Genomic DNA, 16,499 nt, shown 5'->3' with positions numbered 1-16,499 from the left:
AGGAGGGCTTACGGATGAATCATACCCTTAACTCATTAGTAACGGAACAGCCTAACCCACAGACAGATGATATGGATCAACTGCCTTCAGCGGAAATTATGGAACTCATCAATCGGGAAGATCGCCGCATAGCTGAGCTTATTCAGCCACTAATTCCAGTCATTGCTCAAGCCGCAGACCGCATTGTAGCCAGTTTTCAATCGGGGGGAAGACTGTTTTATGTAGGCGCAGGTACAAGCGGCAGGCTAGGTATTCTAGATGCATCGGAATGCCCCCCTACGTATGGTACTCCACCTTCTATGGTGCAAGGTATTATTGCAGGCGGGTTTCGGGCAATTAAGGATCCGGTAGAAGGCGCAGAAGATAGCGAAGAAGCCGGGGAAACCGATTTGAAGCAGCACGAATTACGTGTTAATGATGTTGTCGTTGGCATTGCAGCAAGTGGACGCACCCCTTATGTGCTTGGAGCCATGAATTATGCCAGGCAGCTCGGTGCTGTAGTCATCGGGGTGAGCAATAATGCTGATACACCCATGAGCATACTCTCGGATGTGAGCATTGAAGCGGTTATGGGACCGGAGGTCGTGATGGGGTCGACTCGCATGAAAGCCGGTACCGCCCAGAAAATGATTCTGAACATGCTGACGACAACCGCGATGATCCGTTTAGGTAAGGTGTATCGTAATTTCATGGTGGATCTGAATCCGTCCAATGAAAAGCTTGTACATCGAGCAAAACGCATGATACAGCTTGCAACTGGAGCACAGGAAAACGAAATTGAACAAGCCTTTACCGCAGCGAATGGGCATGTCAAAACAGCGATCGTGATGCTGATGGCTGATGTCGATGCAGCTGAAGCCGGGCGCCGGCTGGAGAATGCAGATGGTTTTGTACGTCATGCTATTGCCGGATCAGGCTGATTAGAACGGTACCCTAGCTAGTTTCTGTACCATTTATCTTCTACCTGTTTAAGGATCATTGGAGATTGTGCGGCAGCTTGTTTGTGATAAAGAAGCACAGGCAGCAAGTCATTTGGTACTTATAGGCAGCTTTACTGGCGCTGAGAGATGGTTATTTACATGAGAGAAGGCCTACCTGCCCGGTTGGCTTCTCTTTTTTTACTTTTCATAGCGTACAATTGTATTCCTCATCAAAAAAATCCCTGGTACATATGACTGTACGGGATTCTCCACGTTTTTATTTCCTAAACACACCACAATTTCGTTGCTCATTTATGCTCCTGAATCGCTTGTCTGCTCTTCTCCAGATACTGCACCGACTGATTATAATCCCGGCTGGCAATAGCCAGGTAAAGAATATCAATGACGTTAAGCTGCGCAATGCGTGAAGAGGTAGCTCCACTGCGAATATCGCTCTCCATCGACGTAATCATGAGAGGAACATCCGCAAGACTGCTCAGCGTGTTACTGCCCCACTTGGTAATACTGATCGTTCCTGCACCACCTTCACGGGCATGCTCCAAACAGGAAATCACATTGGAGGTCTCGCCTGAATAAGAGATACAGACCACAACATCGTCCTCACGCAACGTCGTTGCAGACGAAATCTGCATATGTGGATCGGCGAACGAAAAGCTGGTACGGTTAATCCGCATGAACTTGTAGTGTGCATCCAGTGCAATCAAATTAGAGGCGCCCACGCCGTAGAAAAAAATGCGATTGGCTTTGTCCAGCATGTTAACCGCCTGATCTACAAGCCTTGGTTCCAAAATATGAACCGTGTCTTTGATCGATTGAATATTGTTTGTAGACACATGTTGAATAATACTCTCTACCGAGTCCTTAGGACGAATCTCTGTATATTGATATTGCTCATTGGTCTGTAAATCCCCCGCTATTTTGAGTTTCAGCTCCTGAAAACCGGTTACACCAAGGGATTTACACAACCTGATAATGGCGGCCGGACTGCCTCCGCTTCGTTCAGACAGTTGCGCAACGGACGACTGCACTGTCTCTTGGGGGTGTTCCAGAATGTAAGCTCCGATCTTTCGTTCTGACGGAGTCAGATCATCCAGTAATGCGCGTAAACGTACAAGTCCACCTTTCATACCTTCCATCCGCTCCTCCTCTCCGTACTGTTATCTGTACAAGCATTTTATCTTATATTTATTGCCACGTCTAATTGGAGATACTGCTTACCTTGACAATTCAATGGCCACTACAGAGTCAGATGTCCTGAAATAACGGCATGTGCCGCACCTGTTACATCAGGAAGTGTATTTGTTCTGCCCATCAAAGCCTCATGTCCAAGCAGCGCGAACCCCATCGCTTCCCTGGCATCATCCGGAACACCGTAATCTGCTGTACGCTTCAGACGTATGGATTCTGGAAGTCTTAACCGAATCATCTTCATTAATGTGTCATTGGACGTACCGCCGCCGCAGGTAAGCATTGCCGAGATTGACGTCTTGGGTAACACAAAATCCTCAACGGCCCGCACTATGGTCTCTGCTGTAAGCCAAGTTGCGGAAGCTAACAGATCTTCCAGTGACAGATCATGCAATGCCGCAAATTCCATAAGTCGCTTGGCATAATCTGCACCATAAACTTCACGTCCGGTACTCTTGGGGGGGTGGCGACGGAAGTAGTCATCATTCAAGCAGTAGGCCACCAGCTCGGGGTGCACGGTTCCCTTCGCTGCTATGCTCCCGTTCGGATCGTAATGCTGCTTCCCTTCGGTAGCATGACGAACCAGTGCATCTATCACCATATTCCCTGGTCCTGTGTCGAAAGCCGAAACCTCCGTCTCGGATGATCCTGCCGGAAGTACAGTCACATTGCCGATCCCGCCAATGTTCTGCACCAGACGTCCTTCCGTAGCACTACGGAACATTAATGCGTCAGCATAGGGAGTGAGCGGAGCACCTTCCCCGCCTGCCGCCATATCTCTGGCACGCAGGTTGCCAATGACAGGCAGCCCTGTGCGCTCTCTCACTACAGCACACTCGCCGATTTGCAGTGTAGAACTTACTTTCAAACTGCCGGTACCCAACGGGCTTGGAAACGCAGAAGGAACAGGTGCATGCCAGATTGTCTGCCCATGCATGCTGATTACATCGACTTGTCCGCTTGAGACACCAGCTGATTGCAACAGCTCTTGTACACTCTGTGCGTACCATTCGGATACACCGAAATGGGCTGTTGTCAGCTCATCAACACGCGCTGTTTCGGGAGAGCATAAGCGAATCAGCCTCTCTCTGAGCTCATTCGTATATGGCGTACAGATAAAATCAACGAGTTCCATTCGCTGCATCGCTCCGTGCTCATCTGTCTGTATATGTACCAGTGCTGCATCCGTTCCGTCCAGCGATGTGCCAGACATCAATCCAATCACCAGGTGCTCCCGTTTAGAACGGTACGCCTCCCACATCGGATAACTGCCAATCTCCCTGCGAACAGCCATATTGTTTTCCAGCCTCCCCTGGACCGGATGCTTATCCCGCCCCGTCCTGCTCATATTTCACTCAGTATATGACACAAAATTTCACAAGTCAATTTAAATGTGAAACTTAATTACAACCCCACATACGGAAGCTGAAATGCAGTTCAACAAAAAAGTCGCCACATTGGCGACTCTTGAGCCGGTAACCATCTCCAGCCGATTTCTCATGAAAAATCCGGTCTTTTATTTTGTTAGTTTTTTTGCAGCATGGCGATGATATCGTATGACTTTTCGATACATCGTCTTGTCCTTTAATTGATTGAATATGAATGGGTCAGGTTTGACATTCACCTCAATAATCCAGGGTTTTAGACTGTGGTCCAGTCCGATATCCACACCTATTTGATTAAGATAAGAGTACTTTTTCTTCATATGACGAGCTATGCGCAGGCTAAGTTCATTCATCTCCTGAATCAGTTCATTTCTGCGTTTTGTGGATGCATGAGAGTTTAGCAGCTTGTGAACATCCATCGGTGTACCACCACTATGATAATTGGTTACGATTTTCTTTGGATGACCCAGTCGGCCGATGATTCCAGTAGCTTCCCATTGTTTGGTCGGGCTTAGTTGTATCATGACTCGGATATCAAAACGTCTCTTGTTGTGCTTAAGAAGATGGATTCCTCTCTGAATCAGATAGCTTCTCTTATTCACCAAACGTGTCAGACTGGTATAGAACGATTCAAAGCTGTTAAAGGTCAGACGTTTTTGATCATGCTGATAGACAAAATGTTGATGATCTTCCATTTCAGCCTTAATGACACCCATCCCGAAAGTACCTCTCTCGGGTTTAACATAGACCATTCCATACTTGCTCATCATGGATTTCAGATTCGTTTTGTTAAATTTCTGTGTGTCTGGGATAAACGGTTTAATAGATTCATTATTAATAATCAATTTTGTTTTTAACCACTTGCTTCTTAATGGCTGCAATTTATCAACACCCATGCCATAAGCTCTCCCTTCAGCAGCCGCATCAAAGCCTACTGTTTGTTTGATCAAGATCCTGCATGCATTATATGTCATACCGATATAGGAACCCTCTACAAAAGTCCCTATTCGTAAAAAATGTATATTAGCACATGCCCTGACCAAAACACTTTTGCACACATACCATGAAAGAAGTCATAACGATATGTGCAAGGAGTTGAGAAGATGTCCGTTCGGCGTGGAATGCAGTTGAATACTGCGACCAAGATTGATGTTCTTATACCAGCGATTGAGAAAGATTTGGCTACCCTTCCCCTCGTCATTGATAACATTCGCCGTTATGTAACACATCCCATCGGAAGCATATATATTGTTTCTCCGGCCAGCACCAAAATCAGAAAACTTTGCTCCCGTAAAAACTGCATTTTTGTTAATGAGCGATCCGTTCTGCCTATAACCAAAAACGAGATACACTACCAGTCCTCCCGTTGGAATCGCTCAGGCTGGTTATATCAGCAGCTGCTCAAAATGAACGGAGATTCCATTGTGAAAGCAAAGCACTTTCTAGTCATGGACGCGGATACCGTACTGATTAAACCTCATTCATTTATTGTAGAAGGCAAAACGTTATTTTACTGCCGTGATTGGAGCCAGCCGGAATATTTCAATACCTACCATAAGTTATTAGGCATGAAAGCTCCGCGTCCCCGCTCTTTTGTTACCCATTATATGCTGTTTGAAAAATCGAAACTCGCTGCCCTAAAACAGAAAATCGAAGCGGTTCATAAGCTGCCATGGTACAAAGCGATCATCTTCAGTATCAATAAGAAGAAGCAGTTTGGTTTCTCCGAGTACGAAACGTATGCCAATTTTATGTATACGAAAAACCCGGGTAGCATGGTCCTTAGAAGTTCGATGAATAAAAGTCTGAATGTGAATGCTTCTTCGCTAAAAGAGCAACAAATCCGTCACCTGGCTCTTAAATATCGTTCTCTTTCCTTCCATAAACGCAAAATCTATAGTAAAGCTCCCTGAGCTTAAGGAGGAAGCCTATGCATATCGTACTGCTGTGCGGTGGCTCTGGCAAAAGGCTCTGGCCATTATCCAATGAGCTCCGCTCCAAGCTGTTCGTAGATATACTTCCATCACCCGCTGGAGGTAGGGAATCCATGATCAGCAGAATATGCCGCCAGCTTGACAGTTCACGCCTGACAGATTCAGCGATCATTATTTCACATCGGGATCAGGCTAGCATTACGGCTCGACATACTCAAGACAAAATACCAGTCATCGGGGAACCATATAAGCGAGGTACTTTTACTGCCGCAGCCTTAGCGACGTTATATCTGCAATCCTCCCGAATGGCTAAAAATGACGATGTGATCTGTATCGCGCCTGCCGATGTGTTCGCAGGTGAGGATTTTTTCGGCAATTTCCGATCACTTCCAGACATATTGAAACAGTCTCAAGCCGATATCGCTTTAATTGGGACAAGGCCTACACATGCTTCAGAACAGTATGGATACATCTTGCCGGGTGGGGTAGAACGTAATGCTTATGCGCCAGTAACACAATTTATAGAAAAACCCGAAGCCGCCATTGCTGAAAATCTGCTGCAACGTGGGGCACTATGGAACTGCGGAGTATACGCGTTCACCGTCGCGTTTATGATATCCCATATTGAAAAAATGGGACTTCCGGTTCATTATGATCAATTGTCCTCCCTGTATGAAGTGTTGCCTGAACGAAGTTTTGACAAGCATGTTGCAGAAAAGGCGCAGCGGGCCGTAGTTCTGCCTTATAAGGGAGTATGGCAGGATATCGGAAGCTGGGATACGCTATGCGCCCAGTTAGATTCCCATGTTTTCGGACATGGTGAAATCTCTGAGTCATCCTTCGATTCCTATATTGTTAATGAGCTTCCCTACCCCATGCAAATCATTGGTGTGCCAGGTATTATCGCTGCCGCAAGTCCAGACGGCATTCTCATTGCCAACAAAAATAATTCAAATGAAATTAAAGCGCAGTTAGGCAGCCTGCCACTAAAACCGATGTATGGTGAAGCAACCTGGGGCAGTTATCGTGTCATAGAGAGCTCGATAGAAGATGAAAATACAACCGTAACCACATTGAACACAACGGTTCTACCGGGCAAACATATCGGATTGCACTGGCACCGGGCAGGATGTAGCGCGTGGACTGTACTTGCAGGCAGCGGTCACTTGCTTATCAACGGACAGGTCACCCAGGTGACAATCGGCAATCAGTTCAAGATCACCTCGGATAGCGTCTATTCTATTCTCGCTGAAACCAGGATGGTCATCCTTGAAGTGCGGATCGGCGAACCCGAGGATGAAAAAAACATCCTTTTTAAAAATGAAGATTGGAATATAATCGTAGAACTTGCAGGATCGTACGAAACCAAATAGTAATCATCCAAAATTCTGACTGTAGTTTCTCATTCAGTTGGACTATCCATGCACCAAAGTGGGCGTTATTTTTCAAGCCATCCTTCAAAAGATTAACTCATCCCCAGGAGATAACAGGTCAATATCTGTACCAGATTGACATTGTCCGGCGAGCAATCCCTGTCTCAGCCGCCCTGTCTCTGCAATATCGGTATGAACCAGCACGTTGTGCCGGGCAGAGACCCGGTTCAACATCCGCTCCACATCATGCCATCCTTGATGAACCTTGTATCGGACCTTTTCAACCCTGCATGTGCCGTATTGCTCAGGATTTTCGAGCAATTGATGTGCAAATGTACCGGCAGAAGTATGTCCCGTGAGCAAAATCAGATTTTGCATTTCAGGTGCCCACATCCCGTAATACCAGCGTGCGAGTGAAGACTGCATCATGCCATCCGGAATGAACCAGAGCGAAGCTTCATATTTTTCAAGCAACTTTGTCCGTTCTTGGGGTGTACTCACTCTTTCCCAGCCTTCTCCGCTCAGAAATGTTGCAATCCTATGAGCAGGCGCACTTTCGGTGACTTCACCTTCCTGCTCTCTGAGCCAGGAGGATGCATGATGCAATTGCTTCATGCCCTCTACAAGCCTCTGCTCCACAATCAAAGGTACATCTGCAAAACGTTCTTGCGCCCACAAAATCAGTTCCTGTCCTCGGCCAACCGCAGGCATGGGCATGAGCACCTTACCACCTTGATGAAGAGCATTCTGGATGGCACTTTCCAGCTGCTGCAACTTGTCTGCCTGAGCATCACGATCTGTTCCATAGGCTGCATCGATAATAGCCAAATCCAGTCTGATGGCAGGTTGCTTGTGCTGGCCTTCTTCTCGGTATTTATGTTGATCTTTGTGCTGGCCCTTGTGTGGGTATTTGTGTGCTTTCACCTGCATTTGTACTTCCAAGGGAGAATACTCCACGGCATGCCTGCTACTCGTAACGGATGCATTGCTGGACAAAGACAAACGTTGCGCTCCACCTACTACAGAAGCAATGGGCATGACCTCGTTCAGTCTCTGTCTCTTCAGATCAGCCTGCCTGAATCCGTTAGCCACATCATCTGCCTGTAATAGCATCGATTCCGAGGTGTAATCGCCAGAGTACAGTATTCGCTTGTCTTCCATCTCCAGCCCGAACCAGACTGATCCAGCCAAATGTCCACTGCGCCCCCACATGACCGATATACCAGGCAACAATTCAAACCAGTACTCACGCTCAGCCTCATCCTCCAAAAATCGATAGCGAATCCGTCTTTCATCCGCTTCATCATAGGGCAAGGATTGACCCGCACGTTCCATACTGTTACGCCAAGCTCGAAAATAAGTTGTTAACTGCTCTCTTGTCTCGCGTGTTGTCCACACTTCACCTTTATACCCCAGCTTGTAGAGAAGCGGGATGGCAACGGAGTGATCCTCATGGGCATGGGATAACAGCACCGCATCCAGTTGTGGCACAACCTCCGGTTCGATGAGCGGATATTCGCCGTTGCCTTCTTTTTTCACACCACAATCCAGCAACAGTTGATAACGGCTCCCGCTAAGCAGATAGGCGGAACGTCCATGCTCGCCCGCACCGCCCCATACATTCAGTTTGATCATGAAGCATTCCACTTTCTCTTTGAATTCAACATTTCAATCCCCAGTAACATCAGCACCGTCATCCCGACGGTTACTACAGCCATCGCCATCCCAAGTGACACCTGACCCTGTTCGAATTGGGCAAAAATATACGTCGCCGACGTCTGCATCGACGGCGGAAGAATCAGAAGCGAGCCGACCAATTCTCGCGTGGCAATCGTAAATGTCATCATCCAGCCCGCCACCATACCGGGCAGGATCAGCGGAATAAGGATGCGCCGCAGAATGTACAGCGGCTTACCGCCGAACACCTGACCCGCCTGAAACAACGTGCCATCGATCTGGGTGAAGCTTGATTTTACATATTGCACGGTGTATGGCAGGAACAGCACAACATAGGTAAGCACCACCATCCCATACGTGTTATACAGCGTCACGGGCATCCACGGCGAGTTCCAGAACAGAATCAGACCAACCACCATAACAATACCCGGCACCGTGTTGGGCAACAGACTGAACAAGTCGATAACCCGTTGCATGAACGAAGATGACTTGCCAATCGCCAGCGCAAACCCCGTACCAATGATCACTGCCACCGTAGAAGCTGCCAGAGATAATCCGAGACTGTTGCCGATCGCCTTCATACTTACTGAACCCCAGGATAACAATTCCCGGTAGTGCTCCAATGTCAGATTGTCCAGAGCAAGTCCTACTCCCCGTAGCTTCATCGTGGATGCCGCTATGATCGAGAAATACGGGATGCCGATGGATAGGATGAGCAAAACGGCAAGATATGCACCGCATAACCATCCGGCCCAGCCTCGGAGGGAATACCGTTTCGACCGTTGCCCTTTACCGCCCACCAGGCGATACGTGAACTTCCGGCTGATTGCGGACTGCATGTACCACATCACCAGACAGACGGACAGCAAGACCGACGCCAGTGAAGTCGCCTTACCGAAGTCAATCGGCCAACTGGAGATATATTTGTGAATCTCGGAAGTCATAACATAGTAACCGATTTTGCGCCCAAAGGTCGCGGGCGTACCGAACTCCGCGATCGTTTTGACGAAAACAAGCATAATCCCCATCCCGTAAGATGACAGCAACAAGGGTAAAATAATACGTCTGAATCGGTATCCCGCACGCCCACCGTGCACGGCTCCCGCTTCTTCCAAATTACCGCCGATGCGGATTAACGCATCCCGCAGCAGCAAATAGAGGAAGGGGAACAAGTGCAGACTCATGATCATCACCATGCCCCAGAAACTGAAGAACAGCTCCGTCCAGTTCGCAGAGGAGGGTATCCATTGCTGGAGGTATCCCCCTTTTTGCATAAACAGAATCCATCCCATCGAGCCGATATACGGTGGAGTCATGAACGGAATCATCAGGATGACATCCACCCAGCGGTGCTCTCCCATTCGGGTTTTGGACATCATCCAAGCGAGCGGTAACGCCAGCAGCGTTGTCATCGCCACCACACAGATGCCCAGCCACACGGAATTCAGCAACACACCGGATAGATGATGCCCCGTAATTGTACGGAGCGGGGCCATCCAATCCCATTGCCCGTTCGGGTACACACTTTGCCAGAAGATGAGTAACAGCGGCACCCCAATGCTAATCGTCAGCAGAAAGAGGGCCAACACCACGCCCACTCTCCGAAAAATGCGGTTGTTATCTGTTACAACAGGTTTCACTACGCTCACCTCACATGAATTTCCACGTCAAGACAGCAGCATCTCCTGTTGCCTACCGTTTCTGTATTTGTGTTCACTTATTTAAAAGTTTCGGAGAAACGTGCTGCGGTTTCATCACCATGCTCGCTCATCCAGTTCCAATCCACTTTCAGTTGCGGAATATCCTTCACATTGGCACGGTTTGTTGCTTCGATATCTTCACGTCCTGGAAGCAGGTATGCATCTGTAACCAGCTTCTGTGCTTCATCCGACAACAGATAGTCGATAAATGCTTTGGCATTCTCTACGTTAGGACTGGATTTGAGAATCGCTGCCGGTCTTGGACTAATCACGGTACCTTCTTCAGGGTATACGATATCCAGCGGTTCCCCTTTGGCTTTGGCGGAATAAGCCATGTAGTCTACACCTGCTGCCACAATGCTTTTCGCACCCGTAATCACCGGGTCAAGGGCTTCCTGATTCGCTCCTGCCATAGCTACACCGTTCGCTTTGTAAGCGTTCAGCAGATCCCATCCTTTTTCACCATTGGCACTCAGGTAACCTGTAATGAAATCGAGTGCGGAGCCAGATAGTGTCGGATCAGGAATATTCACTTTATCTTTCCATGCTGATGTTGCGAGTTCAGCCCAGCTTGTAGGCGGCGTTGCCACCAGTTTGCTGTTATACACGATGCCCAGTGCAGATGCACTGCTGCTAAAATAGTTTCCGTCTGCATCCGACCATTCCTTATTCAGCTTGTCCGCATTAGCAGCTTCCGGATATGGCAATGTGAGTCCATCCGCTTTCAAAGCTTGTGCGGAAGGCAAGGAAGCCAGAATAACGACATCGGCTACCGGATTGGATTTTTCCGCCTCCATACGAGCCAAAATTTTACCCGTCGTTCCTTGGAACATCTCTACCTCAATGCCTGTCTTCGCTGTAAATCCATTCACGATATTGTCTGCCAGCTTCTGAGGCCCTGCACTGTACAATACCAATTTGCCACCTGCCGCTTTGTCCTTCGTTTCCGCTGCCGCTGCTGTTCCTTCTCCCGCAGGCTGTGCTGCGTTTCCAGTCGTGGTGTTCCCCGTGCTACATCCAAATAGACTCAGACTCATTACTGCTGTTAATAAAAGTGTTGCACTCTTTTTACTTGATTTCATACCGAACATGTTTATTCCATCTCCCTTGGATTGGTAGTAGCAAAACTGCAATGGTTTGTTTCTATTTCTTCATCGATCATATCTTCTCTATCTTTTTCTATTGTTCTTCATTGCTTGTCTTCGCGTTTTGAAAAGCTTGTCGTTTTAGTTCACGGTAAGTCGCTCTCTAGCGAGCTGCAGCGATTATTTCTCGTTGTCTGGCACTCGTGTTCTGACTCATATCATGCTTCATATCCGGCTTTGGACTGCCATCCTGGCTCTGCGGAACATGCATCCGGCAGATTCGTTCTGGCGATACATAGAGCTGCACTTTCTCTCCAACGCTTACTCTGTGGTTCGCATATGCCGTCCACACGCCCAGTCCTTCCATCTGCACACGCACCTCGTAGCGTTCTCCCTCATAGCTGACGCTGAGAATTATTCCAGTGTAGCCCAGATCATCGTGGTTTGTTTTGTTCCAGGTGACATGTTCCGGCCGAATCATGGATTCGTTTGGCGTAAGCCAATTGGACTTTCCGATAAACGAAGCCACATAAGGATCACTTGGCGCGGAGTAGATCGTTTCCGGGGTACCTTTTTGCAAAATCCGCCCCTTCTGCATCACCACGATCTCATCCGACATCGACATGGCCTCAATCTGATCATGCGTCACATACAGGGCGGTCAGTCCCATATCCCTTACCAGTGACATCATCTCGATCCGCATCTCTTCCCGAAGTACTGCATCCAGTGCACTAAGAGGCTCATCAAACAAGATGACTCCCGGCTTCACCGCTACCGCCCTGGCAAAAGCAACCCGCTGCTGCTGTCCACCCGACAGCTGATGAGGATACCGATCTTCCATGCCTTGCAGTCGAACCATGCCCAGTGCTTCATTAACCTTTTGCCGCAAATCAGACTTCTGTTTGCCTGCTTTCAGGCCAAAAGCTACATTTTCATATACCGTCATATGCGGCCATAATGCAAAATCCTGAAACACCATGCCCAGATTACGCTTGTGTGTCGGTGTATCGATCCGCTTTGCTGTAGAGTAGAAGTACTCCCCATCTGCACGAATCTCCCCCGCGTCCGGCTGTTCCAGCCCGGCAATCATGCGGAGCAACGTCGTTTTTCCGCAGCCCGAAGGGCCGAGCAAAGTGGTGAATTTTCCGTGTTCAAGCGTCAGATCGGTGGGCAATAGTGCAGGTATTTGATGAAATGATTTTTGAATTCCCTGTATCTCCAGTTTCATAAGCATCCCTGCCTGTCCTCTTTACTAAACATTTTTAACGCATCTCTTGGTTAATCTCTTGTTTTACACTGTTAGATTTCTTCTGTTGCTCTGACTTAGCTTATCTCGTTTATGTTGCTCTGCTTGAGATTATCCCTTTTGTACTGCTCTTGTACTACCTTGATGTACTGCTCTCTTGTAGTGCGCTTGTAGTGCGCTTGTAATGCTTTCATGTATTGCTTTCATGTATTGCTTATGTGTTACTTACTTGTTGCCTCTCTTGCACTGTTTTCAGTCTAACGCTCGCTTTCGAGAGTTGTTTGTTATGTTTGTAAAATGGGAATTAACTTTTTAGATGAATTCTGTTGATGTTCATAGATTAAATCTATAGATAGACACGGTATGATCTTTCATTAAATGCATCGGATCATCATAACCGAGATTTTTTTAGCACTGAGGAGTGTGGAGAGAGTTGAACCTGATCAAATTACAAATTATCGAGTTGATCGACAAGCACCATCATATGACAAGTGTGGCCGAGATTCTGGGCATCAAGCAACCAACGGTTACCTTTCATATGAAGTCACTAGAGGAAGAGTTGGGGGTCCGTTTATTTGAATCACGCAGTGGAAAAACATTTCTGACCGAAGCTGGACAAGCCTTGCTTCATTACAGTGTCAAAATCAATGCCCTGACCCAGGAGGCCCGCCGCGTCGTCAAGGAATATGACAGCCTGTACCGGGGCACGCTCCATATTGGAGCAAGTTATGTTCCAGCTACCTATCTGTTGCCCGCCATGCTTCATACGTTTTCTCAAGAGTTTCCGGGTATCCGGATGACGTTGTCTGTCAAACCTGCCCCGGTTATCCGCGAGATGGTCATCCAACATCAGCTTGATCTCGGCATCATCTCATCCGAACCTTTTGTTGGGTCAGTATTATACGCTGAAACGCTATGTGAGGACGATCTTGTGCTCATCTGCTCTCCGCAACATGGGCTGACTCAGAAAGAATCCTTGCTGCCTGAAGATATTGCGCAGATACCTTTTGCTTTACACGGTGATGAATCCAGTACACGCAGGCTGACTAACCAATGGCTTGTACAGCATGATATCCGGCTGCGGAGTACCGTGGAGATGGATTCCCTGGAAGCGATCAAACAGCTTGTGTTACTTGGCGGTCACATCTCCTTCATGTCGCGGATGGCCGTTCAGTGGGAGGAGCAGCAAGGTCTTATTCAGGTGCTTCCCATTCCGGGAGAGCAGGCACCACGCCATATTTACACCGTTCATAACAAGGATCGCCACCCTTCTGCTCAAGTCCATCGGTTCATCGAAGTCCTGCACGAAGTCATGAACACACAGTCTTTACTCCGTCAGCCTATCGGTTGAACCTATATAAACTATCGCTGGCCATTCATGAAATCTATGCAGGGTTAACGTAATGTGCGTTTCCCGTTAATCGCATTCAGAAACTTGCACGGTAAAGTGGGGTCTGTACGTTAATCCAGATTAGGAGAGTGATTGGTTTTGAAAAAGTGGAAAAAAGTAACCGCCTCGTTGATGCTGAGCATCGTCACCCTGGGAAGTGGACTAACATTTCTGGATACGCCGCCGGCTTCAGCCGCTGCCAACGCTGTTCCCGCTTATGAAGTGAAGTTCCTCGCCAAGCCGGAGCTTGTGTTAAACACCAATGGAACACCGCGCAGTGAGGTTATCCAGACTCTAGGGCTGAATGCTACGCCACGAAATATCAATGTGGAGTACTTTGACACCAATGCTCTCGGATTAGATGCCCAAGGTTGGAACGTCCGTTTTCGCAAAAAAGATGATAAAAACAACTACGAGTTAACCTACAAGAAGCGTTACCCTGTCATGAACGGGGATATCAATGCAGCACTGACACTTGCAAATCAGGAAGGGTTCGATTCATCAGATGATAACTACGAGGCTGAAATTGACTGGGGATATGGCAAACAGACGCTGAGCTTCTCCAACACGAAAAAAGTAGACACCAAAACAACAGACATACAGTTGCCTTCCGAAAAGGATGCCTTGAACCTGCTGCTGGACAAGCTTCCCGGCAAATTAAAAAACTGGTCTGCCTCCAACTGGGGCAAACAACAGCTTACCCAGGCTCGTGCCTACGGCCCAATCATCTTCCAACGGTACGAAGGGACATGGAATGGTCAGGAGCTTACCCTGGAAGTATGGCCGATCCGAAATGCAGCAGGCACGGGTACTGAAAACATCATCGAGGTTTCATTTAAAACAGATGACTCAGCAGCCGTATCTGGCCTACGTAACCAATTACTACAATTGCTTCAAAACAAAAACTGGCTAATCCCTGCCGATGGTTTGAAAACACAGACCATCCTGGAACGGTATTAATGGAAAAAGATATGCAGTAGAAACGAAAGCTCCTCCTGCTTCTTTAGATAGAAGCAGGAGGAGCTTTTAATTTTCATCATCTTTAGCCGATACTTAAAAACTATTTTTCACAAGACTAATGTTTTTTTTCGGGGGATATAGTTAAACTATTTATATTCTATACCACTAAAACTAAGCAATCACGAATCACAATCGAATAACCCCATTACTTGAATCATTCGTGAACAACTGTCTCTCGATCTCCCATAAAAATGTTTTAGCTACTGCTGACTTAAAAAAAGCTAATTTTATTTTTCGATGTCTGCCGTTCATATGATAACCAATAATCAGAAAACTTTGAAATTTCATTATTTCTCGTTGGTCAGGGTGATGTACGCCACTCACTTTATTTAGTGAAAGTTCAAACATCTGTTGATCTGCTTGTATGTACAAGTTTCCGTTACCTAGCAGTATATCCACTTTCTTACCCTCCGGCACCTGAGGTAGACCTGAATGATGAATTCCGACTGAATGTAATGCTGCACCATATTTTTTCTTTAATCTGTTCGATTTTCTCGTTTGAGTACTTCCAAAAATAATTATGGCGATCATTACAAGGACAAGAAATATAATAGGACCCATTTAACACCCTCCTGTATCTTTTCTAATATTTATCAAGACTAGATTACCACAAAATTTCATCATATGGTTCACTTGATCCGTGTAAGCCCATTGATACTCACTAATAATAAAAAAAGAGTTCTTGCATTATGCAAGAACTCTTTGAATCGTAAGCGGGTGATGGGAATCGAACCCACGCTATTAGCTTGGAAGGCTAAAGTTCTACCATTGAACTACACCCGCATAAACGAAAAATCGGGATGACACGATTTGAACATGCGACCCCCTGGTCCCAAACCAGGTGCTCTACCAAGCTGAGCTACATCCCGATATAAAGGAAATAATGGCGCGCCCTGAGAGATTCGAACTCCCGGCCTTTTGATTCGTAGTCAAACGCTCTATCCAGCTGAGCTAAGGGCGCAAATATTGGAGCGGAAGACGGGAATCGAACCCGCGACCCTCGCCTTGGCAAGGCGATGCTCTACCGCTGAGCCACTTCCGCAAAATAAGGGATGCGCGTGGAGGGACTTGAACCCCCACGTCAAAGACGCTAGATCCTAAGTCTAGTGCGTCTGCCAATTCCGCCACACGCGCATATAATAAAAGTGAGTCATGAAGGATTCGAACCTTCGACACCCTGATTAAAAGTCAGGTGCTCTACCAACTGAGCTAATGACTCATAGTAAATGGCTGGGGATATAGGATTTGAACCTATGCATGACGGAGTCAAAGTCCGTTGCCTTACCGCTTGGCTAATCCCCAATAAAGAAAACTATGGGGCGATCGAGGGGAATTGAACCCCCGAGTGCCGGATCCACAAACCGGTGCGTTAACCACTTCGCCACGATCGCCATAATATCAAACATTAATGCATGAGTATTTTAGTATTACCATCAGAGCTTATATTATACAGCTTATAAACCTCTAATTGCAAAATACTAAAATGGTGCCGGCGAGAGGACTTGAACCCCCAACCTACTGATTACAAGTCAGTTGCTCTACCAGTTGAGCTACACCGGC

General features: G+C 47.2%; 13 protein-coding genes and 9 tRNA genes. 5 read left to right on the top strand and 17 right to left on the bottom strand.

The window, feature by feature from the left end:
• Window positions 1-14: 14 nt before the first annotated feature.
• Complete coding sequence (gene murQ, locus EC604_RS17830; RefSeq protein ID WP_123065444.1) at window positions 15-920, top strand: N-acetylmuramic acid 6-phosphate etherase; 906 nt, start codon at window positions 15-17, stop codon at window positions 918-920.
• A 308-nt stretch (window positions 921-1,228) separates the two neighbouring features.
• Here murQ and EC604_RS17825 read toward each other — a convergent pair whose 3' ends face one another.
• The 3 genes from EC604_RS17825 to EC604_RS17815 form a co-directional block, all read right to left on the bottom strand.
• Window positions 1,229-2,068, bottom strand: coding sequence for a MurR/RpiR family transcriptional regulator (locus EC604_RS17825; RefSeq protein ID WP_123065632.1), 840 nt, complete (start codon window positions 2,066-2,068; stop codon window positions 1,229-1,231).
• A 110-nt stretch (window positions 2,069-2,178) separates the two neighbouring features.
• Window positions 2,179-3,423 (bottom strand): anhydro-N-acetylmuramic acid kinase, encoded by a 1,245-nt coding sequence (locus tag EC604_RS17820; RefSeq protein WP_240036996.1) that lies wholly within the window; start codon window positions 3,421-3,423, stop codon window positions 2,179-2,181.
• A 222-nt stretch (window positions 3,424-3,645) separates the two neighbouring features.
• The gene (locus tag EC604_RS17815; protein WP_240036994.1) at window positions 3,646-4,464 is read right to left on the bottom strand and encodes a YheC/YheD family protein; all 819 of its coding nucleotides are present in this window, start codon (window positions 4,462-4,464) and stop codon (window positions 3,646-3,648) included.
• Between the two features lie 153 nt (window positions 4,465-4,617).
• Here EC604_RS17815 and EC604_RS17810 point away from each other — a divergent pair, with 153 nt between their 5' ends.
• Window positions 4,618-5,427, top strand: a complete 810-nt coding sequence (locus EC604_RS17810; protein WP_123065443.1) for a DUF6492 family protein — start codon at window positions 4,618-4,620, stop codon at window positions 5,425-5,427.
• A 17-nt stretch (window positions 5,428-5,444) separates the two neighbouring features.
• Complete coding sequence (locus EC604_RS17805; RefSeq protein WP_123065442.1) at window positions 5,445-6,821, top strand: sugar phosphate nucleotidyltransferase; 1,377 nt, start codon at window positions 5,445-5,447, stop codon at window positions 6,819-6,821.
• Between the two features lie 84 nt (window positions 6,822-6,905).
• On the opposite strand, the gene EC604_RS17800 is transcribed toward EC604_RS17805, so the two are convergent.
• The 4 genes from EC604_RS17800 to EC604_RS17785 all read right to left on the bottom strand — a co-directional run bounded on the left by EC604_RS17800 (window position 6,906) and on the right by EC604_RS17785 (window position 12,511).
• Window positions 6,906-8,456: an MBL fold metallo-hydrolase gene (locus EC604_RS17800; RefSeq protein WP_240036993.1), complete on the bottom strand. Its 1,551-nt coding sequence runs from the start codon at window positions 8,454-8,456 to the stop codon at window positions 6,906-6,908.
• Window positions 8,453-10,138 carry an ABC transporter permease gene (locus EC604_RS17795; protein WP_123065441.1) on the bottom strand — a complete coding sequence of 562 codons (1,686 nt, stop codon included), beginning with the start codon at window positions 10,136-10,138 and terminating at the stop codon, window positions 8,453-8,455. Before EC604_RS17795 ends, EC604_RS17800 begins: the two co-directional genes overlap by 4 nt.
• Window positions 10,139-10,215: 77 nt before the next feature.
• A complete protein-coding gene (locus tag EC604_RS17790; protein ID WP_123065440.1) occupies window positions 10,216-11,289 on the bottom strand; it encodes an ABC transporter substrate-binding protein in 1,074 nt (357 codons plus the stop codon).
• A 157-nt stretch (window positions 11,290-11,446) separates the two neighbouring features.
• Entirely contained in the window at window positions 11,447-12,511 is a 1,065-nt protein-coding gene (locus tag EC604_RS17785; RefSeq protein ID WP_240037018.1) for an ABC transporter ATP-binding protein, read from the bottom strand.
• Between the two features lie 451 nt (window positions 12,512-12,962).
• On the opposite strand from EC604_RS17785, the gene EC604_RS17780 reads away from it, so the two are divergent.
• Entirely contained in the window at window positions 12,963-13,880 is a 918-nt protein-coding gene (locus EC604_RS17780) for a LysR family transcriptional regulator (protein WP_123065439.1), read from the top strand.
• Window positions 13,881-14,018: 138 nt separating this feature from the next.
• Complete coding sequence (locus EC604_RS17775; RefSeq protein ID WP_123065438.1) at window positions 14,019-14,879, top strand: hypothetical protein; 861 nt, start codon at window positions 14,019-14,021, stop codon at window positions 14,877-14,879.
• A gap of 186 nt (window positions 14,880-15,065) precedes the next feature.
• Here the strand turns inward: EC604_RS17775 and EC604_RS17770 are convergent, their stop codons facing one another.
• From EC604_RS17770 to EC604_RS17725, 10 genes are all read right to left on the bottom strand, one after another.
• Window positions 15,066-15,500, bottom strand: a complete 435-nt coding sequence (locus EC604_RS17770; RefSeq protein WP_123065437.1) for a hypothetical protein — start codon at window positions 15,498-15,500, stop codon at window positions 15,066-15,068.
• A 151-nt stretch (window positions 15,501-15,651) separates the two neighbouring features.
• Window positions 15,652-15,722 (bottom strand) — tRNA-Gly (locus tag EC604_RS17765).
• A gap of 12 nt (window positions 15,723-15,734) precedes the next feature.
• A tRNA-Pro gene (locus tag EC604_RS17760) sits at window positions 15,735-15,808 on the bottom strand.
• A gap of 15 nt (window positions 15,809-15,823) precedes the next feature.
• Window positions 15,824-15,900 (bottom strand) — tRNA-Arg (locus EC604_RS17755).
• A gap of 6 nt (window positions 15,901-15,906) precedes the next feature.
• Window positions 15,907-15,981: transfer RNA gene (locus EC604_RS17750), tRNA-Gly, on the bottom strand.
• Window positions 15,982-15,992: 11 nt separating this feature from the next.
• Window positions 15,993-16,073, bottom strand: a tRNA-Leu gene (locus tag EC604_RS17745).
• Between the two features lie 12 nt (window positions 16,074-16,085).
• Window positions 16,086-16,158, bottom strand: a tRNA-Lys gene (locus EC604_RS17740).
• Window positions 16,159-16,166: 8 nt separating this feature from the next.
• Window positions 16,167-16,241: transfer RNA gene (locus EC604_RS17735), tRNA-Gln, on the bottom strand.
• Between the two features lie 13 nt (window positions 16,242-16,254).
• Window positions 16,255-16,330, bottom strand: a tRNA-His gene (locus EC604_RS17730).
• A gap of 93 nt (window positions 16,331-16,423) precedes the next feature.
• Window positions 16,424-16,499 (bottom strand) — tRNA-Thr (locus tag EC604_RS17725).

Origin of the sequence: Paenibacillus amylolyticus (genome assembly GCF_003719335.1) — a bacterium.
Lineage (GTDB): Bacteria > Bacillota > Bacilli > Paenibacillales > Paenibacillaceae > Paenibacillus > Paenibacillus amylolyticus_D.
This window is presented reverse-complemented; position numbering and strand designations above follow the sequence as displayed.

Excerpts from the sequence above, each read along its gene's own strand:
- EC604_RS17805 (WP_123065442.1), top strand. The coding sequence starts at position 5,445 with ATGCATATCGTACTGCTGTGCGGTGGCTCTGGCAAAAGGCTCTGGCCA.
- EC604_RS17810 (WP_123065443.1), top strand. The coding sequence starts at position 4,618 with ATGTCCGTTCGGCGTGGAATGCAGTTGAATACTGCGACCAAGATTGAT.
- EC604_RS17785 (WP_240037018.1), bottom strand. The coding sequence starts at position 12,511 with ATGAAACTGGAGATACAGGGAATTCAAAAATCATTTCATCAAATACCT.
- murQ (WP_123065444.1), top strand. The coding sequence starts at position 15 with ATGAATCATACCCTTAACTCATTAGTAACGGAACAGCCTAACCCACAG.
- EC604_RS17770 (WP_123065437.1), bottom strand. The coding sequence starts at position 15,500 with ATGGGTCCTATTATATTTCTTGTCCTTGTAATGATCGCCATAATTATT.
- EC604_RS17825 (WP_123065632.1), bottom strand. The coding sequence starts at position 2,068 with ATGAAAGGTGGACTTGTACGTTTACGCGCATTACTGGATGATCTGACT.
- EC604_RS17800 (WP_240036993.1), bottom strand. The coding sequence starts at position 8,456 with ATGATCAAACTGAATGTATGGGGCGGTGCGGGCGAGCATGGACGTTCC.
- EC604_RS17790 (WP_123065440.1), bottom strand. The coding sequence starts at position 11,289 with ATGTTCGGTATGAAATCAAGTAAAAAGAGTGCAACACTTTTATTAACA.
- EC604_RS17820 (WP_240036996.1), bottom strand. The coding sequence starts at position 3,423 with ATGGCTGTTCGCAGGGAGATTGGCAGTTATCCGATGTGGGAGGCGTAC.